Origin of the sequence: Rhizocola hellebori (assembly GCF_016862955.1) — a bacterium.
Lineage (GTDB): Bacteria > Actinomycetota > Actinomycetes > Mycobacteriales > Micromonosporaceae > Rhizocola > Rhizocola hellebori.
On sequence record NZ_BONY01000009.1, the window covers coordinates 59486 to 83960 of the forward strand.

Annotated in this window: 19 protein-coding genes; 10 read left to right on the forward strand and 9 right to left on the reverse strand. The window is 69.1% G+C overall.

Translation table 11 applies throughout. The annotated features are described in order from the left end of the window. The first annotated feature begins 15 nt into the window (after positions 1-15). Positions 16-888: an LLM class flavin-dependent oxidoreductase gene (locus Rhe02_RS09035; RefSeq protein ID WP_203907652.1), complete on the forward strand. Its 873-nt coding sequence runs from the start codon at positions 16-18 to the stop codon at positions 886-888. Between the two features lie 52 nt (positions 889-940). Here Rhe02_RS09035 and Rhe02_RS09040 read toward each other — a convergent pair whose 3' ends face one another. Continuing rightward, entirely contained in the window at positions 941-1144 is a 204-nt protein-coding gene (locus Rhe02_RS09040) for a cold-shock protein (RefSeq protein WP_203907653.1), read from the reverse strand. A gap of 136 nt (positions 1145-1280) precedes the next feature. On the opposite strand from Rhe02_RS09040, the gene Rhe02_RS09045 reads away from it, so the two are divergent. Beyond that, entirely contained in the window at positions 1281-1958 is a 678-nt protein-coding gene (locus tag Rhe02_RS09045; RefSeq protein WP_203907654.1) for a class I SAM-dependent methyltransferase, read from the forward strand. Here Rhe02_RS09045 and Rhe02_RS09050 read toward each other — a convergent pair. Continuing rightward, positions 1922-2767 carry a phosphotransferase gene (locus Rhe02_RS09050; protein WP_203907655.1) on the reverse strand — a complete coding sequence of 282 codons (846 nt, stop codon included), beginning with the start codon at positions 2765-2767 and terminating at the stop codon, positions 1922-1924. The two genes, Rhe02_RS09045 and Rhe02_RS09050, sit on opposite strands and share 37 nt — an antisense overlap. After that, entirely contained in the window at positions 2764-4971 is a 2208-nt protein-coding gene (locus Rhe02_RS09055) for an MMPL family transporter (RefSeq protein WP_203907656.1), read from the reverse strand. Before Rhe02_RS09055 ends, Rhe02_RS09050 begins: the two co-directional genes overlap by 4 nt. 117 nt (positions 4972-5088) lie before the next feature. Here Rhe02_RS09055 and Rhe02_RS09060 point away from each other — a divergent pair, with 117 nt between their 5' ends. The 4 genes from Rhe02_RS09060 (at position 5089) to Rhe02_RS09075 (ending at position 9203) form a co-directional block, all read left to right on the forward strand. Then, a complete protein-coding gene (locus Rhe02_RS09060) occupies positions 5089-5685 on the forward strand; it encodes an ArsR family transcriptional regulator (RefSeq protein ID WP_203907657.1) in 597 nt (198 codons plus the stop codon). Then, positions 5682-6953, forward strand: coding sequence for an MFS transporter (locus Rhe02_RS09065; protein WP_239123587.1), 1272 nt, complete (start codon positions 5682-5684; stop codon positions 6951-6953). The genes Rhe02_RS09060 and Rhe02_RS09065 overlap by 4 nt, the downstream gene beginning before the upstream one ends. 94 nt (positions 6954-7047) lie before the next feature. Further along, the gene (locus Rhe02_RS09070) at positions 7048-7407 is read left to right on the forward strand and encodes an effector-associated constant component EACC1 (protein ID WP_203907658.1); all 360 of its coding nucleotides are present in this window, start codon (positions 7048-7050) and stop codon (positions 7405-7407) included. Between the two features lie 2 nt (positions 7408-7409). Next, complete coding sequence (locus tag Rhe02_RS09075) at positions 7410-9203, forward strand: caspase family protein (protein ID WP_203907659.1); 1794 nt, start codon at positions 7410-7412, stop codon at positions 9201-9203. On the opposite strand, the gene Rhe02_RS09080 is transcribed toward Rhe02_RS09075, so the two are convergent. Both Rhe02_RS09080 and Rhe02_RS09085 read right to left on the reverse strand, forming a co-directional pair. Continuing rightward, positions 9197-9694, reverse strand: a complete 498-nt coding sequence (locus Rhe02_RS09080) for a hypothetical protein (protein ID WP_203907660.1) — start codon at positions 9692-9694, stop codon at positions 9197-9199. The genes Rhe02_RS09075 and Rhe02_RS09080 overlap by 7 nt on opposite strands. A gap of 170 nt (positions 9695-9864) precedes the next feature. Beyond that, positions 9865-10983 (reverse strand): hypothetical protein, encoded by a 1119-nt coding sequence (locus Rhe02_RS09085; RefSeq protein WP_203907661.1) that lies wholly within the window; start codon positions 10981-10983, stop codon positions 9865-9867. Between the two features lie 134 nt (positions 10984-11117). Between Rhe02_RS09085 and Rhe02_RS09090 the strand changes: the two genes are divergently transcribed. Together Rhe02_RS09090 and Rhe02_RS09095 are read left to right on the forward strand one after the other, a co-directional pair. Next, complete coding sequence (locus Rhe02_RS09090; protein ID WP_203907662.1) at positions 11118-14132, forward strand: tetratricopeptide repeat protein; 3015 nt, start codon at positions 11118-11120, stop codon at positions 14130-14132. A 76-nt stretch (positions 14133-14208) separates the two neighbouring features. Beyond that, positions 14209-16110: a serine hydrolase gene (locus Rhe02_RS09095; RefSeq protein WP_203907663.1), complete on the forward strand. Its 1902-nt coding sequence runs from the start codon at positions 14209-14211 to the stop codon at positions 16108-16110. Between the two features lie 79 nt (positions 16111-16189). Here Rhe02_RS09095 and Rhe02_RS09100 read toward each other — a convergent pair whose 3' ends face one another. Together Rhe02_RS09100 and Rhe02_RS09105 are read right to left on the reverse strand one after the other, a co-directional pair. After that, positions 16190-16837, reverse strand: coding sequence for a DUF4082 domain-containing protein (locus Rhe02_RS09100; RefSeq protein ID WP_203907664.1), 648 nt, complete (start codon positions 16835-16837; stop codon positions 16190-16192). 134 nt (positions 16838-16971) lie between these two features. Further along, positions 16972-18696, reverse strand: a complete 1725-nt coding sequence (locus tag Rhe02_RS09105; RefSeq protein WP_308441987.1) for a sigma-70 family RNA polymerase sigma factor — start codon at positions 18694-18696, stop codon at positions 16972-16974. 41 nt (positions 18697-18737) lie between these two features. Between Rhe02_RS09105 and Rhe02_RS09110 the strand changes: the two genes are divergently transcribed. Together Rhe02_RS09110 and Rhe02_RS09115 are read left to right on the forward strand one after the other, a co-directional pair. Beyond that, positions 18738-19142: a winged helix-turn-helix transcriptional regulator gene (locus Rhe02_RS09110; protein ID WP_239123588.1), complete on the forward strand. Its 405-nt coding sequence runs from the start codon at positions 18738-18740 to the stop codon at positions 19140-19142. 46 nt (positions 19143-19188) lie between these two features. After that, positions 19189-19815, forward strand: coding sequence for an NADPH-dependent F420 reductase (locus Rhe02_RS09115; RefSeq protein WP_203907667.1), 627 nt, complete (start codon positions 19189-19191; stop codon positions 19813-19815). Between the two features lie 5 nt (positions 19816-19820). Here the strand turns inward: Rhe02_RS09115 and Rhe02_RS09120 are convergent, their stop codons facing one another. Both Rhe02_RS09120 and Rhe02_RS09125 read right to left on the reverse strand, forming a co-directional pair. Next, positions 19821-22265: a hypothetical protein gene (locus Rhe02_RS09120; protein WP_203907668.1), complete on the reverse strand. Its 2445-nt coding sequence runs from the start codon at positions 22263-22265 to the stop codon at positions 19821-19823. 91 nt (positions 22266-22356) lie between these two features. After that, positions 22357-24393 carry a SpoIIE family protein phosphatase gene (locus tag Rhe02_RS09125; RefSeq protein WP_203907669.1) on the reverse strand — a complete coding sequence of 679 codons (2037 nt, stop codon included), beginning with the start codon at positions 24391-24393 and terminating at the stop codon, positions 22357-22359. Positions 24394-24475: the final 82 nt, after the last annotated feature.

The window sequence follows — 24475 nt, forward strand, 5'->3', positions numbered from 1 at the left end:
GCTACGCTCACCGGCATGCGGATCGGTTTGGTGTTGCCGATGGGCGACGAGCGAGGACCCGGCATTCCCTCATCAGGGCGGGAGATTTTCGGGTTCGCCCGCGACATGGAGCAGGCCGGCTTCGACTCGCTATGGCTGTTCGATCATCTGCAGGCCTATGAGGGCGAGGCGGCCGATCCGAGCGCGACCTGGGAGGCGTGGACGCTACTGGCGGGCCTGGCCGCCACCACCGAGCGGGCGAGCCTGGGCACCATCGTGACCTGCACCGGGTTCCGCCCGCCCGCGCTGCTGGCGAGGATGGCGCACAGCGTGCACGAAATCAGCGGCGGCCGGCTGATCCTCGGGCTGGGCGCGGGCTGGCACGAGCCGGAATATCGGGCGTTCGGCTACCCGTTCGACCATCGCTACTCCCGTTTCGAGGAAGCGCTGACGGTGATCCGGGGCATGCTGGTCGACGGATCGTCCACTTTCGACGGTCAGTACTACCGCACCAACGACGCCCGGCTGCTGCCACCGCCCACCCAGCCCGCCCCGCCCATCTTGATAGGAACCCACGGGCCGCGGATGCTTGCGCTGACCGCGAAGTATGCGCAGGCCTACAACACCAGCTGGCATGCCCTGCCCGCCGAACGCTGGACCAAGGTCAAAGCGAGCCTGGAACAGGCCGGCGTGACCCAGCGGGTCACGGTCGGGCTGATGGTCAAGGGCGACAACGCCAGCGACGACGCCTTCGGCGTGCGCTGCGAGCCCGGCGCGCTGGCTGAGGCGTTCCAGCGCTGGGCGGCCGAGGGCATCGACGAGCTCATTGTGCTGCTCGATCCGGCCACAGTGGACCGAGCCGAGCGCACTGTCCAAGCGCTGCACGATTTTCGGGCCTCAACCACGTAACCGGCACCGGTGGAACTATGGCCCACCGGTGCGGCGTGGGATCTCCCGCAGCTTAGAGCGAACGGACGTTGTCCGCCTGCGGGCCTTTCTGCCCCTGTGTCACCTCAAACTCGACATGCTGGCCTTCGCTGAGTTCGCGAAAACCGCTGGATGCGATCGCGGAGTAGTGGACAAAGACGTCAGGACCTCCGCCGTCCTGCTCGATGAAGCCGAAGCCTTTTTCGGCGTTGAACCACTTAACCTTGCCGGTTGCCATTCACGTTCCCTTCACAGGTGCGGCGAGATCGCCCACACTGTTCCAGCCTAGCCAAGCCGATCCGGGACGTGGTCATTTTGCGCCGCGTCGGTGGTAGTTGGGCCCATCCGGGCTGTTCGTGAGCCATGCTTTGGATATGGCCTCCACCGCGCTCGACCGCCTGCGCCTCAGGCCGGTACCGCTCGTTCCCCAGATCCGGCTGCTGCTGGCCGAAGACGTGTGGGTTTTGACGGCACGTATGGAGGCCGAGGCAGGCCACGCGCTGGCGACCCCGTTCTGGGCCTCGGCGTGGCTTGGCGGCCAGGGCGTGGCACGCTACGTGCTCGACCATCCGCAGACCGTCGCCGGGCTGCGCGTGCTTGACCTCGCGGCCGGCTCGGGCCTGGTCGGCATCGCCGCCGGCCTGGCCGGCGCCGCACGGGTCACGGCCAACGACATCGACCCCAACGCCATCACGGCCATCGCCACCAACGCCTGGTACAACGGGGTCGAGGTGAACACGCTGCTTGCCGACCTGGTTGACGGCGATGCCGGTGACGCCCAGGTGGTGCTGGCCGGCGATGTCCTTTACGGCCAGCCGCTAGCTGACCGGATGCTGTCGTTCCTGCGCGCCGCGGCCGCCAACGGCGCCCGCGTCATCGTCGGAGACCCCGGCCGTGGTTACGCCCCACCGGATCTGTTACCGCTGGCCTCTTACGAAATAGAGGCGGTGGCCGACTTCAGCGACTCCGAACTGACCCACACCCACGTGCTGGAGATTCCTTCACCGCAGGGCGATCATGGCAGCGCCGCGGTGAGGTCGTCGGCGAGGTGATGCAGCTGGGCGATGATGCGCGGCATCGCCTCGGGCTCATGGCGCAGTTTGAACCGCACGATGTCGAAGACCGTGGCCACGGCACACACGGCCAGCACCCGCGGCCCGGCCACCGCCTGCCCGGCGCGCTGGATCATCGCGGCGACCTGCTCGCCGTAGTCCTCCAGGTAGGCCTCGCGCAGCAGCCAGGCGTAGTCGATGACCCGCGTGCCGCTGCCCAGCGCCTCGATGTCGATAACGCCGCTGACCCCGGTCTCGTCGAGGAAGATGTTGCAGCTGTTGAAATCCCCGTGCACCATGTCGCCGCCGGGAAGCCGTACCGGCCCGGCCTCGTCCCACAGCCGCTGGTAGCGATCCACCAGGCAGGTCGGAACCTGTGCGGGATCCGGGCGCATTACGTGGTCGCACCAGTCGCGCGCCGGGTCCGGATCCAGCCCGGCTTGGCTTTCCAGCACCCGCAGCAGCATTTCCGTCTTGTCTGAAGTCAGCGGCGTCGATGGCCGACCGGGCACCAACCGTGCGATGTGGTAGCCGGAACCGTCGGAAAACCGGCCGCTGGCAAGCCATTCAGGCGTCGGGTACCCAGCCTTCCGGATCGCGGCGATAACCTGACCGAGGCCGGGGATCCTGGACGCCGACTCGTTGCGGCAGATCTTCAGCACGGCCAGCGATTCCTGCGCCGGCGGACCGGTATGCGCCAGCAGCCACGCTCCGCCCTGCATGCCGCCGGCGCACCGGCCCCGCACGGTGAAACCCAGATCGTGCTCGGTGAGCAGCGCCTGCACGCCGGCCGCGTCGTCTGCGGTCACGGCACTGCCGGCTCGGGGATGAGATGGTCCTCAGCACGGATTTCGGGCAGGCGATGTTCGTGCAGGCCGAAGCGCGCGTGCAGCTGCGACAGCCAGCGGGGCGCCCACCAGTTCCACCTTCCCAGCAGGGTCATCGTGGCGGGTACCAGCAGGCAGCGCACCACGGTGGCATCGATGAGAACCGCCACCGCCAGTCCCAGCCCGATCTGTTCGATGTTGCCGATGCGGGCGGCGGCGAAGCAGCCGAACACGATGACCATCAGCAACGCGGCCGAGGTGATGACCCGGCCGGTGCGCTGCAGTGCTCTGCGCACGGCGGCATCGGTGTCCGCGCCCGCGTCGACGTACTCCTTGACCCGGCCGAGCAGGAAGATCTCGTAATCCATGGACAGCCCGAACGCGAACGCGAAGACCAGGACGACGACAAACGGGTTCAGCGCACCGATCGTCAGCGTGTCGAGCAGATCGCTGGCGAAGCCGTCGCCGAAGACCGCGGTCATTACGCCGAAGGTGGCGCCGAGGGACACCACGTTGGCCAGGATCGCCTTCACCGGGATGACCAGGGATCCGGTCATGGCGAAGAGCAGCGCCACCATGGCCAGCACGGTCAGGCCGATCGCCCAGGGCAGCCCGTCGCCGATGATGGCCAGCAGATCGCTGAGCGTGGCGGCGTCGCCGGTGACCCACGACTGGCCGCCTGCCGGGCGGTCGGCGCGCATCGCGGCGACAAGGCCTCGGGCCTCGGTTCCCTGCGGATCCCCGACGACATCGAAGCCTACGGATGCGGCCGTGGGCGCGCCCGTAGGCCCGAGCGGCTGTACCGGCCGAACCTGGGCCACCGCAGGGTTTGCGGCCCACCGTTGGGCCCACGCCTGCAGTGTCGCCGGGTCGGTATGCGCCACCACGGTGATCGCGGCGGCGGGCCGGCGGGCGAAGCGCTGCGCCAGGGTGTCGGCCACCCGGGCCGACTCGATGCTGCGAGGTATCCCCTCCAGGCCGGGCAGCCGCATCGCCGAGTCGACCAGCGGCGCGCCCGCCGCGAGCAGTATCGCGGCGGTGCCCAGCGCCACCAGGACCGGGCGGCGCTGAACCAGGCGAGAGAGCCGGGCGAAGAAACCGCGATCAGCGGAATCGGCGCCGAGGGTGGCGGCTTCGCGCAACTGCCGTTTCGTCGGCCGGATCCACCGGCGCAACAGCCCGGTGAGGGCGGCGGTGAACGTCAGCGACGCCACCATCGCCACCACCGCTATCGAGACCCCGGCCGCGCCGAGCGCGGTCAACGTGGGCAGGTCGAACAGGAGCAGGCCGGACAGGGCGGCCGCCACCGTCAAGGCGCTGAACAGGATCGTGCGGCCCGCGGTCGCCCAGGCGCGGGCGATCGCCGTCTCGGGCGGCCAGCCGCCCAGCAGCTCCTCGCGGTAGCGGGCCACCAGCAGCAGGCCGTAGTCGACCGACAGGCCGAGCCCGAGCAGGGTCACCACGGTGACGCCGTCCTGGTCGACGTTGGTGAACGTGGAAAAGCCGAGCATGACGCCCATCGCGGCGGCCACCGAGACCGCGGCCGTCAGGACGGGCAGACCGGCGGCGACCAGACCGCCGAAAACCACCACCAGCACCAGCAAAGTCACCGGCAGCGAGGTGTACTCGGCTCGCGCCAGATCCTCCTGCACGGTGCCTCGGGTTTGGACACTGAGCACCGGCGCGCCGCCCACGTCGACGCTCGCCCCGGCGGGCAGGTCGGCGCGCAGTTCATGGAGGGCATCGGTGGTCGCGATTGCCGCCTTGTCCCGGCCGGGCCGGTCCAGCGCGGTCAGCACTACGGAGACGAAGATCGCGTGACCGTCCGCCGAGACCATCCGCGCCGACGGCGTCGCCCCCGTATAGGGATGCTCGACCGTCTTGACCCCCGAGATGGCGGCCAGCCGGGGCAGGGCGGAAAGGACGGCTGAGCGGACCCGCGCGTCGGCCGGGTCGATCCCGTCGACGACGGCGATGACGGTGCCGGCCGAATCGTTGCCCTGCGAGATCACATCGGCGGCGGCGACCGACTCCACGCCCTTGGGCAGCCGCGTATCCGCAAGACGGCTAAACAGCGGCCCGACCGAGAAGACGCCGGCGCCCACCGCGACGGCCCAGATCAGCAGCACCCAGGCCCAGTGCCGAAAACACCAGCGCCCGACCCGCCCGACAACACTTTCCGGCATGCCCGCTCCCGTCCACCGCACCGCCTGTCCCCCACAGAATCACCTATCCCGATGCGGGCCTTCCTGTGGGGTCCGGGCGATCTGGACAGCGCCGTTCTGAGAGGTTACTCTCGAAACATGTCTCTCACGAATCGGTACGGCGATCTGGAGATCTCCGATCCGCAGGCGCTGCGCGCATTGGCGCATCCGACCCGGCTGGCGATTCTCGAGCGGCTCCAGCGCCATGGCCCGTCCACGGCGAGCCAGCTCTCCCCTTATGTCGGCGCGACACCGTCGGTGGTCAGCTGGCATCTTCGGCATCTGGCCGGCTTCGGCTATGTCAAAGACTGGGACGGTGCGGCCACCAAGCGGGAGCGCGGCTGGCAGGCGGCATCTCGTGGTTACCGGTATGTGGCTCGCGAAGGCGATGCGGAGGCGCTGGAGGCGGCCCGCCAGTTGCAGGTCGAGCACTTCGCCGGGGCGGCCGAGGTACCCATGCGATGGCTTGAACACGACGAGGCCCAGCTGCCCGCGCCGTGGCAGGAGATCGCCGGCCTGTCCAACACCAGGGTCAAGCTGACCCGCGCTGAGCTCGCCGCCGTCGAAGACGGCATCGAGGCGCTGCTTGCGCCCTATGTCAACCGCATCGAGTCCGACGCGCCCGAGGATGCGCGCGGGGTCCGCATGCTGCGCTATGTCCTGCCCGAGGCCGACGCCGAGCAGGCGCAGCCGTGAGCGCCGATGTCGTTGCCGCCGAAGAGATCCGGCCGGCTCCGTTATGGCGCGATCGACGTTTCCGCACCTTCTGGGTCGGCGACACGGTGTCGCAATTCGGCGACCGCATCAGCGAGCTGGCGATACCTTTCATCGCGGTCACCATGCTGGCCGCCACCCCCGGGCAGGTCGGCGTGCTCACCGCGGCAATCTGGACGCCCAACCTGCTCGCCGTGCTCATCGGGGCGTGGGTGGACCAGCGCCCGGTCAAGCGGCGGCTGATGATCGCGGCCGATGTGCTGCGGGCCGTGACGTTGCTGAGCATCCCGGTGGCCTATGCGGCCGGTGTGCTGACCCTCGCCCAGCTCGTCGTCGCCGGTCTGCTCACCGGGATCGGCCAGGTGCTTTTCGGCATGGCCTATCAAACCTTTTATGTCAGCCTGGTACCCAGTGAGTCCTATGTGGACGCAAATAGCAAACTGAGCATGTCGCGTGGCGTCTCCTTCATCGCCGGCCCGGCCGCGGCCGGGGGCCTGATCCAGGCGCTGACGGCCCCGGTGGCCGTGGTGGCCGACGCCCTGTCGTTCCTCGTATCGGCAGTGCTGGTGAGCCGCATCAAAGCCCAGGAGCCGCCGCCCGCCCCGGCCGGCCCGTCGACCTGGCGGCTGGCCGTCGACGGCATGAAAGTCGTGTTCGTACAACCCATCCTGCGGGCGAGCCTGGGCTGCACGGCAACGGTCAACTTCTTCACCTTCATCGCGAACGCTCTCATGATTTTGTTTGCGAGCCGCGAGCTCGGCCTCTCCGCGGGGGCGATCGGCCTGGCGTTCGGCGTCGGCGCCACCGGATCCGTGGTGGGGGCGGCAATCACCCCGCGCATCTCGCGCGTTCTGGGCGTCGGCCGCACCGCGATCGTCGGAGCCGCGGTGTTCCCGCTCCCGCTGGCCTTCGCCGCGTTGGCCTCCGGCAGCGACCTGCAGAAGACCGCGTTGCTGGCCGGGCTGGAGTTCGTGTCCGGGGTGGGCGTCATGCTCATGGACATCAACCTCAACGCCGTGCTCACCCGGGCCACGCCCGAAGGCGCGCGCGGGCGCAGGGCCGGCGCCTACAGCGCGATCAACTACGGCATCCGTCCGGTGGGCGCGTTGGTCGGCGGCTTCGCGGGCGCCGCCATCGGTTTGCGGCCGTGCCTGGTCATCGCCGGAATCGGAGGAGCCCTCTGCGCCCTGTGGCTGCTGGCCTCACCGGTGCGAAACCTGCGCACCGTGGAGGATGCCGCCGCGGCTTGATCTGCGACCACTGTCATGCATTCGACTGTTTGACTTTGCTTTCCGGCTCCCCGGCGGTTGCCCCGTCACGGAAATGTCGGGCAAACTTCCAGCCGTGCCCGACATTGTGCGGCTTGAGTTCGCCGGCCCCGACAACGCCCAGCGCGGCGACAAGCCGCTGCGATTGCTGGCCGCCGACATCACCGGCCAGCAGCTCGGCAACGTCGAGTTCGGATACGCGCCACCGCCCGAAGACAACAAGGGCGCCGATGGGATCATCGAATGGGTCAGCGTCGGGCTGGCGGCCGGTTACCTTCTGCGTGACCTGCTGCGCCTGGCGATGGACTGGTCGCGTCGGGAGAGACGCCCGGTCGTGGTGCACATCGACGGCGACTCGCTGATGCTTGGCGACGCCACCGATGAGCAGCAGCGCGAGCTTGTCGACGCTTTCCTTGCCCGGCATGGCGCCGATTGACGATGCCGCCCGACGACATGCTGCCCGCGCCGCCTCTGCCGCGCGGGCGGCGGCTGGCGCTGGTGATCGCGACCTCCACCTATCAAAGCCGGGCATACGAGGATCTGCTCGCTCCCGCGGGCGACGCCGACACCATGGCACGGCTGCTGTCCGATCCGGACATCTGCGGGTTCGAGGTGACCCGGGTCGTCGACCGGCCGTGGGCGGAGATCCAGCTGGCGATCAATCAGATCTTCAACGCGGGTGATCCCGACGATCTGGTGCTGGTCTACGTTTCAGGCCACGGCGAAAAGGACCACAACGGCCGCCTGCACCTGATCGCCACCGACACCGACCCGGCGACGATGCCGGCCACCTCGGTGACCGGCCGCTGGCTGCTGGACCGGGCCGAGGAGGCGGCCGCCCGCCGCCAGATCATCGTCATCGACACCTGCTTCAGCGGCGCGTATGACGTCAAAGGTGCGCTGCTGGCCGACGGGCTGGCGGCTGACCTCGAGGCCGACCTGTTTCCCTCGGCGGGGCGGGTCATCCTGACCGCCAGCCGGGGCACCGAATACGCCTATCAGGAGCGCACAGCGACCAACGCGGTCCTCGGGTCCGTGTTCACTTCGGCGCTTGCCGAGGGGCTGCAGACGGGGCACGCCGACCTGTCCGGCACCGGCCTGATCACCGTCTCGGACGCCTACCGGTACGCCTTCGCGGTCGTCGCGCGATCCAAGCACCGCCAGACCCCTCAGCTTCACATCAGCGGCGGCGAGGGCGCCGATATCGTGCTGTCGCGCAACCCGGCCGGGCTGCGGCCCTCGGCACCCGATCTTCGGGACATCCTGGTGGCCTTGGACAGTTCCTCCTCGGCCCTGCGCCGCGGCGCGGTGGACGATCTCGGGGCCCTGCTGCGCGATCCCAACCCGGCCCTGGCGGCGGCGGCCCGCAACCGGCTGGAACGCCTGGTGGCAGAGGACCAAGCGCTCGGGCCTGCGGCGCGGGCCATCCTCGACGGCGCCCGCGAGCGCACCGAACCCTCGTTCGTCGGCCGGGCACGACGCACCCCACGCACACGCCATACGCCACCGGGCGCGGACGTGCCATGGACACCGCCGGAAGACCGGGCACCGCAACAGCCAGACGTGGAAGACGACCCCATCCCCCAGCTGTTCGACTTTTCCGAGGAGGAGTTCAGCTCGCTCGGGCCGGTGGAGGACCCGCTCGGCGTCTTCGGCTCAAGGCGCGTCGTCCCCCTGGAGGACGTACCTTCGAACCTGGTGGCACGTTACCTGTTCCCGACCGAACGCTACCGGGGCGAATGGCGGCGGCACTGGTGGGACCCGTTCGCCGCGGCCGCGGTGTCGGGCTGGGCCATCGGCCGCGCGCAGCGCCCTCTCGACCCCGCCTTCCTGCGCCTGCCTTCACAGGTGCTGGGCTATCCGACGGCGACGGTTCTGATGTGGACACTGATCGGCATCGGCGTGCTGGCAGCGCATCGGGCGCTGTCCTGGCCGGTAAGGCGGCTGGTGCTGACCAACAAACGGGTGATGACGGTCAGGGGTCTGCTGTGGCGCCGCGTCTCGGCGGTCGCCCTCTACGACATGGTGGACATCCGCTTCTCGCAGACGCCATGGGGCGCCATCCTCGGCTTCGGCAAGCTGACCTTCGTGACGGGCAGGCTTCGGGCCTACGCCGCGCACCACCTGCCGAACCCGAACGAGCTTTACCTGCGCGTGATCGAGGAAAGATTTGAGCCCAACGCGGTCGAGGCGCGCCTTGGCCGCAGCGACGACGACGACGACGGCTACTGAGCCCGTCCCGGCGAGCCAGGCCCGCGGGTCCCAACGAAGTGGTCGTCGTAGTCGTGGCTGAAGCGGCTCACCTGATCCCAGCGAACCTGGACCCTGCGCGGGTTGTAGGCGTCGACCTGCACCGGCAAGGTTTCCCCCGCAACCGGCCAAAGCGAAGCTGCGACACGGTACTGGCGGATGCGCACGGCATGCGACGGGCTGCCGGGCGCATCGACGACGACGCGAAGCTCGCAGTCGCCAAAAGCCCCGGTGGGCGCGGGTGAGGCGGAAAGAACGCGCGCTCTGCCCTGCACCCACATCCGTTCCCGCCCATACAGATACGCCGCCGCCATCGCCACCCCGGCAGCCGCGAACAGGCCAGCACCGGCATAGAGCGCGTCCCATCGCCAGGCGCCAACGGCGAACAGGCTGACGAAGACCCCGGCCAGCGATGCGGCCGCAGCCCCATTGCGCACGAACCGGCCGGCACGCCGGTATGGGCGGTATCGCATCGCCACCTCCATCCGGCATCGTAAACGCCTTGTCGTCAGCACGGAACCGCCGAGCGCCCGATGCGGCAGCGCTCAAGCGGACGGGACCTTGACCGCTCAGCTTCCGTTGCAGGGCTGGCGATCCTGGCCGGGCGAGTGGCACGCCCGGCCGGATCTGCCCGTGAATCCGATCAGGAGGACCACGCCACGGTGAAGGCGGTGTCGGCCGAACAGGTCACCTGGACCCCGTCGGTGTTGTTCCACCCCAGCACTCTGCACCGCTCGGTGCCCTCGCCCAGCGCCGCCGCGTGTGCCACGCCACCGGTGAGGTCCAGTGGGGCGCGCACGTGGTAGCGCCCAGGCGCCAGCCGCTCGATGGTCACGCCGCCGCCCGTGCGGGTGGAGGTCACGAACGCCGCGTCCGGGTCCGCGCTGGACACGTAGAAGGCCGCGGCCCGGTTGGAAGTCAGCGCCGCGTCCGTGTCGCGGGCGAACACCAGGTTGAAGGTGCTGTCCGCGGGCGTGCCGCCGGGCGTGAAGCACCTGACGGCCACCAGCTCGTCGACGCCGGCGGCGTACCAACGAGAAACCTTGCACCAATTGCTCGACGAACCGGTCGCGCTCACCTGGGCATGACCGCCCGGCCCGCCCAAGCCAGGCATGCGCACCAGGTAGCTGCCGCTGGCCACCCGCGTCGTGGTGTTTTGGCCGCCCGCCGAGTTGAACTGATCGCCTGCCCGCACCCATCCGCCGCTGCCGACGATCCTCGCCGCAGGTCTGGTGTAGGTCAGCGAAAAGCCGGTGCTCAAAGGGTTTCCGGCCGGGTCGAAGCAGGCCACGTGCACGTCCACGCCCGGGTGCTCGGTGGGGCTCGGCCCCATCTGCGCGGCCTTACAGAAACCGGCGGCCGGCCCGGCCGCTGTCACCAGGACCGCGCCGATGACCTCCGGATCAAGGCCGGGCAGCCAGACCGTGGCGCGCCCGGCCCCGTCGCGGCGCACGGCGTTGAAATAGCCCGCCGAATTTCCGGTGTCGGGCGCGCCGATGACCGTCCAGGGCAGGGGCGGATCGGACGGCGGTGGCGACGGCGTCGGCGGAGGATTGGCGATGCCGAGGAACAGCTGGCCCTCCATCACCCCGTAGTGAGCCCGGTGCGGGCCGCCCCGCAGCTCAAGGTCCTGCACACCGCCCGCGCCGGTCAGCGGCGGGCGCGCATACGCCGGTGTCGATCCAGTCTGGACATTGGTTACGCTGGCGACCGCGACCGCCAGGCCAAGCACACCGGCAAAGATGCCGAGCAGGGTCCTCATATCCACCGTCTCCGTTCGATGTCGTCACCAAAGCGACACATGAGCTGTCGCGTACGAGTTCGGGGGTACGGTCGCATCGACTATCAAAGATGGTTCAAACATCGTTCAAACGACTCGTTCGAGTGGGGGACGCGATGGTGGCAGACCCGTTCGCCGGGCGCGTCACGGTCGTGCTCGGCGCCGCCGGTTACGGCAAGACCACAGCCGTGCGGGCGTGGCTCGGCGACCGGCAAGCGAACTGGTTTCGCGGCCAGGACCTGTCGGGGCTCGGCTTCGCCACCGGCGAGCGGATCACCGTCATCGACGACATGCACCTGGCGAACGCTGCGCCCCCGCGGCCCGCGCCGCAGCGCTCGCGCCTGGTGCTGATCGCCCGCCGCCCATTGAGCGCGGCCGTATTGCGTTGGGCGGCAAGCCCTCCCGCCGAGCTAGGCCCGGCCGCACTGGTGCTATCTCAGGCGCAGATCGAGCGGGTGCTGCTTCGCCGGTACCGGATAGAAAATCAAGCAATCGCCGCCAGCCTGCATCGCGTCACCTGCGGCTGGCCCGCGCTGGCGCAGCTGCTCACCGACGCGCTCGACCCGGCCCTGATCTCCACCACCTCCTCCATTTCGGAGGATGACCTGCTCGCCGCGCTCGTCTCGCCCGGTACCAGGGTGGCCGACTACGTGAGCGCGGAGGTGCTCGGTGATCTGCCCGATCCGGCGCGCAGGTTGCTCACCGACGCCGCGCACCTCGGCTCGATCTCGGCCGATCTGGCGGTGGGCCTTGGCCATCGCCGGCCCGAAGCGGTCATCGGCGCCTTGGCCCGGCTGGGCATCCTGCATCCGCCCTCCCCCGGTCACCGCTGGTACAAACCGGTGGCGGTGGTGGCCGCCGTGGCCCGGGCCGCATCGGGCCGCCCGTCACCGCGGCGGCGTCAGCGGGTGCTGGCCACGGCCGCCGACTGGCACCTGCGCCACGACCGGCCGGCCGACGCCCTGGCCCTGCGGGTGGCCGCCGCCGACCATGCCGCCTCCGCGGCGCTGCTGATCGAGCGCGGCCCGGTCATGCTCGCCGGCGGGTCCGCGGCCGATGTCGTCTCCGCGATCCGCCAGCTCCCGCCGCAACATTGCGATGAGCAGACCGATCTGTTGCTGGCAGAAGCACTGCAGCTGACCGGCGAGAGCGCGGCGGCGATCGCTGTCTATGAGCGGCTCGCCGACGGGCGCTGCGCTCTGCCTGCCGCGCTGGCGTGGCGGTTCGGGGTGGCCGTCTATCTGTGGGGCAACCCGCGCGACGCGGTGGGCGTTTTCGACCGCGGCATCCTCACCGACGAGACCACCGCCGACGAGGCCCTGCTGCTGGCCTGGATGGCGGCGGCGCACCGCCTGGCCGGAGACATGGACAAGTGCCAGGATCACGCCGTGCGCGCGCACCGGGCGGCCACCGCGTCGGGCAGCGCCCGCGCCGCGGTCTCCGCGCATGTCGCGCTGGCTCTGGCCGCTGATCTGGCGGGAGATCCGGCGGCGCTGCAGGCGCACTACGCGCAGGCCTTGGCGCTGGCCGAACCGGCCGGCGATGTGGTGCAGGCGATCAGGATCCGGGCCAACCTCGCCGTCGCGCTGGAACGGGAGGCCCGTTACGGCGACGCGCTGGAAATGGTGCGGCCCGCGGTGGCGCTGGCGCAGCGAGCCGGGCACGGCAGTCTGCTGGCCATGGCGCGCAACAACGAAGCGACGCTGCTGCACCGGCTGGGACGCCTGGACGAGGCGGCGCAGATGTATCAACAGTCCATCGAGGCTTATCAGCGCATCAATTCACTGAAGGTGGCCTATCCGCTGGGCGGGCTAGGCGACCTGCATCGCGAGCGCGGCCGGCTCAGCGAGGCGCGGGCCGCCTACGAGGAGTCGTTGCGCGCCTCCACCGCACACGGCAACCGGCAGGCCACGGTGCCCGCGCTGTGCGGGCTGGCCCGCACGGTGGCGGCGGAGGATCCCGCGTTGGCAGCGCAGCTTGCGCGGCAGGCCACCGAGCACGCGTCGGGCCCGGTCACCACCACCGCCCTGCTCGCCTGCGGGCATGCCGCGCTGGGGCGCGGGGAAGCCGCCGAGGCGCGGCGGCTGGCGCTGGCCGCCGCCGATTCGGCCAGCCAGCATCGCGACCGGGCCGGGCTGGCCGAATCGCTGGAGTTGCGGGCATCGGCCACGGTTGACCAGAGGGAACGGCGACAGTGCCTGTCCGAGGCGCTCGTGATCTGGCGGGGTGCTTCGGCCGGTTTGGACGCCGACCGGGTGAGGGTCGCCCTGGGCAGGCTCCCCGCGGCGCGCAGCGAGGAGGCGCTCGACGCCCGCCTGGCCGCGGGAAGGCTTGCGGCGGCAGGGGTGCTGCTCCCAGCGGCGCTGGTGGACTCGGCGCATGTGGTGATCCGCACGTTCGGATCGCTAGGGGTGCTCGTCGACGGCGAGCCCGCGCCGGTGTGGCAGTCGCGCAAAGCCTACGACCTGCTGCGCATCCTGATCGCGGGCAGAGGACGGCCGGTGGCCCGCGATGAGCTGATCGACCTGCTGTGGGGGCGGGAGGCGGCCTCCGCGGGCGACGCCAAGAAAATCAACCATCGGCTGGCGGTCGCGCTGTCCACGGTCCGCGGTGTGCTCGACCCGGGGCGGCGCTCACCGCCCGACCATTTCGTGTCGGCCGGGCCGACCAACATCTGGCTCAACCTGGACCGGATGAGCGTCGACGTCGAGTCGTTCCTCACCGACGCCCGGCACGGGCTGAGGCTGTGCGCGCAGGGCGCCGCCGACGACGCGCGCATCGTGCTGGCCGCGGTCGAACAGGCTTACAGCGCCGAGGTTTTCGCCGACGAGCCTTACGACACGTGGGCGCAGCCCCTGCGCGACGAGGTGCGCGCGACCTACCTCAACGTGCTGCGCACGCTGGCCCGGCTGGCACGCCACGCCGGCGAGGTCGACGAAGCAACCGTCCACCTGCGCCGCATCATCGCCGACGAGCCCTACGACGAGCAGGCGCACCGGGATCTGCTTGACACGCTGGTGGACGCGGGCCGCCACGGCGAGGCGAGGCGGGCCTACGACCGCTATGTGGAGGCGATGACCGACATCGGTGTGCCGCCACCGGATCGCGCCATCCTGTTGAACCGGCTTTGAGCCGTCTGTGACGGGCCCGCCGATGCTCGTCGTCACCTGGCGCGGGCAGCGCCAGACGACGAGACAAGGAGACGTGATGAGACGCAACCACAGACGGGCCTGGGGCGCAGCCGGGGTGGTGCTGGCCCTGGCAGCCGGGCTTCTGGGCGGGATAGCCCCGGCGGGCGCGCATCCCGGTGTGCCGCTGGCGGTCTTCGATCCGCTGGTCACCGACTGGGGGTCGTTGCGCGACATGACCGACGCGCAGTTCGACTCGGCGATCACGCAATGGCGCGCGAACGGCTACATCGCCACCGACATCGAGGCCGACACCACCGCGGCCGGGACCAGGCGGGGCGTGGTCTTCCAGCGCAACACCGATGGTCGTGATTGGATAGTGCAGAAGGAGCTGACCGCGGCGCAGTACTCGGCCGCGTTCGACACCAACACCTCGCGCGGTTACCGGCTGGTCGACTTCGAGACCTATGTGCGCGCCGGGGTGCGCTACAACGCGGCGTTGTGGGTCAAGAACATCGAGGGGTTCGGCTGGTCCCATCTGTGGGGGCTCACCTACGACCAGGCGGTCACCTACTACGAAGAGCAGCGCCAGACCAGGCTCCCGGTCGACGTGGACGCCTACCTGTCCGGCGCGAACATCCGCTACAGCCTGACCTGGGCGGACAACGGCACCAACCTCGACTGGCGGCTGCACCTGGACCTCAGCTCGTCGCAGTTCTCCACCAACTTCGGAACCTATTCCTCGCAAGGATTCCGCATGCTCATGGTGGACTCGGTGCGGGGCGCCGCCGACCAGCGTTACCTCGGCATCTGGTACAAGAATCTCAACGGCAACGGCTGGCTCGAACAGCGCGACATGTCCGACAACGACTACGCCAACCAGTGGCATCGCCACGTGGACGAGGGATACCGCCTGATCACCTACGAGCGGTACGAGACGGCCGGCGGCTGGAAGTACACCGCCACCTGGCGGCGCAACGGCAACCGCCCGCTGTGGTCGCTGCGCGACGAGGTCGACACCCGCATCCAGAAGGAAATGAACGACTTCGACGTGCCGGGCATGAGCGTGGCCGTCATCCACAATGGACAGTTCGTCTACAAGCGGGGCTGGGGCCACGCCGATGTGGCCAACGACATCTGGCTGCACTCAGGGCATGTGCTGAGGCTGGCCTCGGTGAGCAAGGCGGTCGCGGGCGTGTTCACCATGCTGATGGACGAGCAGAACGTCGTCGACAAAACCGACGACGTGGCCGACTACATCCCCGGTCTGCCCGCACAGCACACGCAGACGGTGGAGCAGCTGGTGAGCAACCGCGGCTGTGTCCGCCACTACAACGGCAGCGCGGTCGACGCCACGCTGGCCTCGACGGAGTACAACAACCTGGCCACGCCGACAGCGCTGTTCTGGAACGATCCGCTGGTGTGCGCCGTGGGAACGTCGTTCTACAGCACGTTCGGCTACAACCTGCCGTGCCTGGCTTTCGAGAAGGCGACCGGTGTGCCGTTCCAGCAGCTGTTCGTCAACGAGATGACCACCCCGTTCGGGCTGGGCACACTGCGTCCCGAGGATCGCGACGACACCTCGGTCAACCGGTCCAAGCTCTACAACACCGACAACAGCGAGGCGACTCCGGATGAAATCAGCTGGAAGACCTGCGGCGGCGGACTCGAGGCGTCGGTAGCCGACCTGGCGTCGTTCGGCGACAAGGTGCTCGACGGCGACATCATCACGCCGGCGTCGGTGGAGTACATGTGGAGCGGGACGCCGTGGAGCTACGCCTACGGGTGGGGCGAGTTCGCCGAGGACGGGCACCGGGCCGTCGGCAAGAACGGCGGGCAGCTGGGCTCCAACGCGTGGATCCAGATGTACCCCGATGACGGTGTCGTCATCGCCGTGCTGAGCAACCGCCAGAACGGCGGCCACAGCGCCGAGGCCGTCGGCCGCGACATCGGCTCGCTCATCGTCGCCACGCTGCCGTAGCTTCGGCCAGCAAGATAAGGCTGCGCCTTGTTTGCGGGATGCACCATCCCGCGACAGGCGCAGCCGACGCGCACAATCCCTAGTGCTGGTCTGGAACGAACCGCGGGCTGACCAGATAGTCGGAGTTTTCCCAGCTTTCGGCCGGGAACGGCGGGTTGGTGTCGGTGACCTGGGACCAGTCGGCGTAGACGTAGAGCCCGTTGCCCGAGCCGATGGTCGAGTTCGCGTTGGAGGGCGCGTTCAGATGCCCGGCCGGCGCGTTGGACACGTCGTTGTCGAAACCGTGCGGCACATAGGAATACTGTCCACCACGGATCCAGAACCCGACCACATAGTGCTCATTGGCCTGCACCGTGCGGGTTTGGCAGCAGAACCCGATCTGGTAGAAGCACGGGGCGGCGAAGCTGATGCCCTCGGAGGCGCTGCCCCTGGTGAGCAGCGTGCCGTCGGCGCTCCAAAGGAAGGCGAGCAGGGGCAGCCGTGGGTTGACTTCCTGCTGGCTCAGATCGAGGCAGATCTGGACCCCGGTCACCGTGCCGCTGACGGTGGGCGACCACTCCACGGCGAGCAGGACATCGTTGGTGTCGGTGACTTCCTGGACCCGTAGGTCGAGGTAAGGATCTGTTGCGGGATAAAGCACCTCTACCCCACCGCCGTGGGCCGCGGCGGGCCCCGCTGGGACGATCGCCGCCGCAGAACATGCGACGATCATGATGGCGGACAACACATTCGCGAGCCTGGACCTGTTACGCAAAGTCTCTCCCCGGTTCCCGATGTAGCGCCTAGGGCGCGGGCCGACGCGATTGTCGCACGCCGATTCATCGACGACACCCACTTCGACGCGAATGAATCCGCCAAGTTTCAGTGGTGGAAGACGGTGAACCCGTCGCGGGTGGGACACACGTACTTGCCGGGTGGCCCGTCACAGAAGCCGCGCATGGTGATGCTTCCGAGGTTCTGCTGCTGACCGGTCCGGAACGAATACACGCTGACCTCCGCGTCGAAGAGGGTCTCGCCGTTGTAGTCGGCCGGGGCGGGCCGCGGGAGCTGCTTGAGCAATGTCAGGTGATCCGGGCCGTACCATATGGCCTGCTTTCCGTGCATCGCGGCGGGCGTGATGTCGTTGCCGGCGGCGTCGAAAAGCGACGCGGAGTCGTCGCCGGTGACGAGGATGCGGCCTGAAACGGCGGTCGCGATCGAGGACCGAGCCAGCTTTTTGCGCCAAAGCTCATGTCCGGTACTGGCGTCCAGGACGATAAGGACGCCGTCTCCCCCGCTGACGCACACGTACGCATCGCAGCCAGATACCATCGCATAGCTGACTTCGGCCACCTTGACAGGGGTCGTTGCCGCCCGCAGCTGCAGGCGCAGCACGCTGTCGTCCGAGCGAAGGTATGCGTACTCGCCGATCTGGATGACGGGGGCGGTGACCGCACCCAGATCGGAACGCTCGAGCAGAATACGGCCGGTGGCCAGATCGTGCTGGCGCAGCACGTGTTCAGGCGTGATCCGCAGCAGCGTCTCCGGCAGGGCGATGCCCGTCGTCCCGGGTGGCTCGGCGATCGTCCATTTTGTTTTTCCGGTACCGGCGTCCACTCGCGACAGTCCACCGGCCGTGCTGATCAGCACATCCCCCGCCGCCATCGTGGCGTAGAGGTCGTCGGCGGCCCGCTGCCATTTGATGGCGCCGCTGGCCGGGTCGACCGCCATCACGGTGCTGGTCTGGCTGTCGGAGTCGTCAGCGCCCGTGACAAGCACGGCCGCGTCGGTGACGCCGATGATGTTCACGCTGTCGTCGTGGTTGCCAAGATCTGTCCACGACCACAGGGGCCTGTTGCTGGTCAGGTCGATTGCGGCCAGCCACGCCTGTCCGGTGAACTCGTGCGAGACGAGGTAGGCCCGGTCGCCATCGGCTCTGACGCTGGCGGTGCGCGGGCTGGCCGGGTATTCGAGCACCAGCTCCGGGGTGACCGGGGGAAGCTGCGGAATCGGGCCGAAAAGGGCGACGGCGACGGCCACGGCAGTACCCAGGCCGAGGAAGGCGGCAACCGTCCTGAGCGCATTGTTCAGCCGTCGCCGCTTGGCCCGCGCGGCGACCTCACGCAGACCTGTCCGCGGGGCGTCAGGTTCCCCGAGCAGCACCGCGAGGTTGGCCCGCCCACGTGACAGCCAGGTCTTGACGGTGTTCTGATTGGTACCCAGCTCGGCGGCGATGTCGGCGATGGAACGATCCAGCAGATAGTGCAGCGCGAGGGCGCGGCGCTGCTGGATCGGCAGCCGTTTGAGGTCGGCGATCAGGTGCGTCAGCCCGTCCTCGGGACCTGCCACCGTTTCCGGCTGCGAGGGCGTCTTGGTGCGCCTTACCGTGAGCCATCGCCAGCGGTCCACCGCCAGCCTGCTGACCACCAGCCGCAGCCACGACTCCGGATCGTCGTAGCCCTGCACCTTCGGCCAGCGCTGCCACGCTCGGGCATATGCCTCCTGGGCCAGGTCCTGCGCCTCGGACATGTCGGCGGTCAATCCATAGGCATAACGGACAAGGCGGCCGCTGGTGCCGACGTAGAAGGTTTCGAAACTCGTGCTCACAGAGGGGACACGGGCATCGGGGCGCGCAGGTTTCACCAACGATGAATACCAGGAGTTCGGGGCAGAATGGTGGCGACGACGGAGGCGAGGCGGCAGACCACCACATGAGCGACTACGACGTATTCCTGTCCGACTGTCCGGCACGCACCGCATTGGACCTGGTGGCCGACACCTGGTCAGTCGTTGTCGTGTACGGGCTGGGCCGCGGGCCGCACCGCTACAGCGAGCTGCACGCCCGCATAGGTGGCATCAGCAAGAAGATGCTCACCCAGACACTGCGCAAACTTGAGCGCAACAGGCTGATAGAGCGCCGGGTTCTGGCCACCGCACCGGCCGGCGCGGAATACCGGCTGACCCCGCTGGGGCGCAGCCTGCTCGGCCCGGTCACGGTGCTTGCGGGGTGGGCGGAGCAGCACGCGGAAGAGCTCGCCGGAGACGACGACTGATCGCAGGGCACCGGATGGTTCCCCACGCGCTTCTAGCGTTGCCGTCATGAGAATTGGAGTTATCGGCGCCGGCGCAATGGCCGATGTCCTGGGGACCCGGTGGGCCGGCGCGGGCCACGAGCTGATGGTCGCGGGCCGCACGCCGGGCAAGGCGGAAGCGCTGGCCGCCAAGTGGAACGCCCGCACCGGCACCATTGGCGAGGTGGCCGGCTTCGGCGACATCACCCTGATCGCCGTGCACTACCCCGACATGGCGGCGACGCTGACCCAGATCGGTGACACGTTGCGCGGCAAGCCCATCGTCGACTGCAACAACCCGGTCGAGATCGAGAACTTCACCCTGGTCACCGAGCCGGGCCGGGCGATGGCGCAGGACATCGAGCAGGCCACCGGCGGGCACGTGGTCAAGGCGTTCAACCTGTGCCAGGCCAGCGTGTGGCAGATGGAGCCGCCGGTCTTCGACGGCCGCCGCCTCGCTGTCCCCTACTGCGGCGACGATCCGCAAGCCAAAGACCTGACCCGGCAGCTGATCGCCGACCTGGGCTGCGACCCGCTACCGGTCGGTGGGCTAAGGCATGCCCTTCATCTGGAGGCGATGGGCGCGGTCATCATCTCCTTGCTGTGGGGCGGCCGCGATCCCTTGACTGTCTTCAATCTCGTCGACCGTCGCTGACGCTGTCACATCATCCGGGTGGCCAGAGCGCGGATCGTCGCGGCGAACTCCGGATCCTCCTCGTACCGGTTGTGGCCGTGGATGGGCAGGTAACGTCCTTTGTCCGCGGGGATTTCGAAGACGACCGGGTCGCACAGCAGCTTGTCGACCGCCGCGCTGCCGATCGGGCCACTGACCGGATCGGTGTGGCGATGGAGGTTTACCCATCGCGGTGGGGCCGCGGCGGTGCTGAGCGCCGCGGCCAACTCGCCGAAGAGCTCGTCGTTGAAGTGCTGCCCGAAGATTCGCTTGTACAGCAACCCAACCGGCGATCCTGCCGTGACGAGGGCTACCCGCTGACGAGCCTCGTCGGGCAGCTGAAGCAGGGCCGCGACGGCCAGCAAGGAACCCTGCCCGTAGCCGACCACCACCACTGCGGCTTCCGGTTTCGCGGTGGCCAGCTCGTTGATCCGCACCACCAGCTCGGGCACGGTTCGCGACGCATAGCAAGGTGGGGCTAGCGGATGGCAGCTGCGCGGCCAGAAGGTGCCCAGCTCCCAGAGGAAACCGAACACGGTGCGGACCCGGCGATTGGCGGCGGTCAGCACCACTAGGACAAACAAGACCAGCAAGGCCGCCACGATCACGTACGGCCCGGAGCCGGCCGTGAACCACGACTGGCCGAGGAATGGCGAGGGCGGATAGTTGCGCAAGGCGTTCACCGCCCCGACGATGGCAAGGACCGCGATCGGAATGCTGGCCAGGATGAGCAGCCCGACGACCCGGCGCACGATGTCGCTTCGGGCGGTGGCGCGGTCGATGCGCGCCGCACGGCGTGGGCCCAGCACCCGCTTGCCGTCGAACATGTCGTCGGTTCGCTGCCGGGAAAGGTTCAGCTCTGTCTGGTTAGGACGCACGAGGATCAGCCCGGCGAGGGTGGCCAGCCCCAGCATCACGGCGAAGCCGACGCCCGCCCACTGATAGGGCAACGCCGGGAACGATCCGGGTTCGGACAGCTTTGCGGTGACCTTCTGCCCGCTGAGCAGGTCTGCCATCCGGTAGATGACGATCGACTCCACGGTGACCGCGGCGCCGAGCGCCAGCGAGGCCACCACCGGCGAGCCCAGATCGGCCACGCGCCAATGCTTTGGCCGCCGGGTGACCGCGAGCGCAAGCAGGCTCAGCCCGATCAGCAGCTGCACCACGAACAGCCAGGTCACCTCCTGCCGGTAGAGCGGCAACGCGGTGCCTTGCCAGCTTCGCGCCGAGGCCAGGTCAGCCGTCGCGGAATAGCGCAGGGTGAGCAGAGTGAGCGCGATGCTGAGCACCCGCAGCAGCGTCACGAAGGTGTCAGCGCCACCGTTCTGGGTGTGCTGCACCACCCAGGGCAAGGCCAGCCCCGAGACGCAACAGGCGAGGACAGCCGCGCAGCTGAACAGCAGCGTCAGCCCTTCCTGGGTGGAGCGCATCTGGGACAGGGCGCCAAGCAGGACGAGATTGATGGTCGCGAAACCCGCGGCGATGTGCAGCGCTCGCAGCCTGCGTACGGTATGGCGGGTCTCCCAGAACGCCGGCGAGCCGAGCTCGCTTTGCGAGCCGCCGTCAGTGCGCGGCCACGCCGGATCGGGATGCTGCTCGTAATCTCGCCAGGTGAGATTCGCCAGGTACCAGACAAAGCAAACAACGGCAATCGGCAACAGTGACATGGCCGCGAGCCTGCGCCCCAGGTGTTGCGGGCCGTTCATCCAATCCGGAAAGACGCTGCCGACGCCGTCGCAGGCCTGATCGCGAAACACACATTGCCAGCCCGCGAGGTCGAGCGCTATCCCGGCCAGGGCCAGCACCAGGGAGACGGTCAACGTCAACGCCAGCACCCGGCACAGCAGCTGCATGAGTCCGCGCCTGAACCCGCGCCGCGCCGGGCACAGCCACAGGGTCACGTTGCCCAGCTGGAACGGCAGCAAAAGCAGCCACATCAGGCGCACCGCGACGCTCGCGGCCAGCCTCCCCCAGCGGTAGGTCTCCACGCTGGCCCCCGCGGGCCAGCCCTTCAACGCGAAACGGTGAAAGCCCGCGTCCTCGTCACCGGCGGTTTGGGCGGCGCGCCGGACCCCGGGTTGGACCACGCCGAACGGCTGCTCGGTCACATTGACAACAGTCACATTTTTCGGAAATCTGCCCCGTCCCGCCTCCATCGCCTCCGCGTCGGACATTTCTGAGCCAAGCACCACCGAAAATGTCAGCTGCTGCGCGCCGGAGTCTTCCGCGACGGCCGACAGCCGCACGTCCTTGACCATCAGCCGCAGGCCGTCCAGCGCTTGCAGCCGCTCGGCATTGGCCGGCTGTGCGGCGGCCTTGGCCTTGGTCTTGCGGCGCTCGAACATCTCCCGGATGCCCAGACCAAACGCGGCCAGGACACCGAGGATCGTGAGGAGGGCTTCGAAGCTGATCCCGGTGAGGAACGTCTTCACCTCATCATCATGAATGATCATGTTCGGTTAGGGCCGTGGCGGTTCGGCCAGCGTTAGCCTCCCCTCGGACGGCGACGTCTGCGGGCTGGGTTCAGTGGGGGACGCGCAGCACGGCCAGGCAGGCATCGTCGCGAGTGGATGCGCTGGGGAGCATGCCGCGCGCGATCCCGTCGACGAGGCGCTGAGCGATCGGCACCACACTGGGCTCCTCCAGCATCGCGCGCAGGTAGGCCGTCGCGGCGGCTTCGGCAAGCCGCCCATGCGCGGCGGCGGACAGATCCACGGGGAAATCGGTGAGGCCGTCGGTGTAGGCGCACAACGCGGTGCCGGGATCCAAAGTGGTCTGCACCGCGCTGAACGGCGCGTCGGCCAGAATGCCCAGCGCCGGGCCGGGCTCGGCGAAGGATGTCACCCGCGGTAGGACCTCGGCGGAATCGAAATGGGCCAGCAGCGGCGCGGGATGTCCCGCGTTGGCCACCGTCAGCCGCCGGGTGTGCGGGTCGTAATAGGCCACCAGCGCCGTGATGTAGGTGTCGTCGTGGTAGCTGGCGAGCACAAACCTGTTGAGGCGGGCCAGAATCCGCGTGGGGTCGGGGTCCTCCATGGCGTAGCCGCGCAGCACCGCCCGCACCGGGCCCATCACCGCCGTGGCGACGTGCTCGTGCCCGGCGACGTCGCCGACCACCATGACCACACCGCCTTGCCAGGGCACGAAGTCGTACCAGTCGCCGCCGATATCGAGCCGATCCGGCGCCGCCATGTACGCGGCCGCCAGCTCCACGCCCGCCACTTCGGGAACGTCACGCGGGAACATGGCCAGCTGCATGCGGTCCTGCACCCGGCGCTGCGCCCGCCAGTCGGCGCGCATCTGCAGCCGGATCTGTTCCTCCGCCACCTCGGTCACATCCTGGGTTACGCCCCATAGGGTTCGGGCACGCAGGCCGTCCTCCTGTGCCGCCGCCGAGATGCGGCACGACACGATCAGCGAGTGCACCACACCGTCCAGATCGGCCACCCGTAACTCGACCACCTGCGGCTGGCCTGTGCGCAGCGTGCGGTGTGCCATGTCTTTGGCGCGATCCAGGTCGTCGGGGTGCACCCGCTGCCACAGCAGGTCTGTGCGCACCGGCTCGCCGGGCAGCCGCAGCAGGTCACGCAGGCCGGGTGAGAGCTCGATGACGCCGGTCTGTGGGTCCATGTCCCATTGCCCCGCCCGGGTCACCCGCTGCGTCTCGCCGAGCAGGTCGGTCAGGCGTGCCACGTCGCGGCGCAGCCCGGCCTCGCGGCTTTCCAGACCGGCCAGGCGCCGCTGCGCCCGTACCGCCTCGGTGGCGTCATCGATCACCACCATGATCCGTTCCGGGCAGCCTTCCCTTACCGGGTAGAGACGCACGCTCAGCCAGCGTTCCTCGTCGAGCGCCGTGCGCACTCGCAATTCGCTTCCCTGCGCCTGTACCCCTTGCAGGATCGTGGCGCGCAGACGATCCCGGTCGGATTCCTCGACACAGCTGAGCCAGCCCAGGCGCAGCAAGCTCTTTCGCGTCCGGCCGGTGATCTCGGCGAGCCGGTCGTTGACATAGGTCGCCGAGCCGTCTTCGTGCGCGAGCGCGACCCCGGCCCTGGTGCTCTGCACGATGGCGCGCAGCCGGCCCTCGCTGAGCCCGAGCGCCTCCGCCTTCTGGAACAGTTTGGACTTGAGTGCTTGCCGATGTTCGTCGGCGAACTCCTCCACGGTGGCCACCGGCGCCAGCGTGGCGGGCACCATGCGCAGCAGTGAGTCCAGCGCCGTCAGCACCACTCGCGGGTGCGCCGGCTTGACGATCACATCCTGTACCCCGCACGCCCGCGCCAGATTGGCGATCTCATGCCGGGCGTAGTGCGCGGTGCTGAACGCGATCGGGACATGGCTGGTGGCGGGCATACTGCGCAGGAGGCGGGCCAGCTCGTAGCCGTCCATTCCGGGCATGAGCACATCGGTGATGACGGCGTCGGGCGGCTCTCGACCGGCCAGGCTCAGCGCGCTCTCCCCGTCGGCCGCCTCGCAGACCTGGTGTCCACGATGGACCAGCAAGGTCCGCAGGAACTCACGATTGGTCGCGTCGTCGTCGACGACCAGAACTGTCGCCATCGGTCGATCTCCTGTCGCAGTGGGCGCCCGTGATTCGGCATCCCAGCTTCGCTCGCCCGGAGGCCCTCGTGCGTGAGTGTCA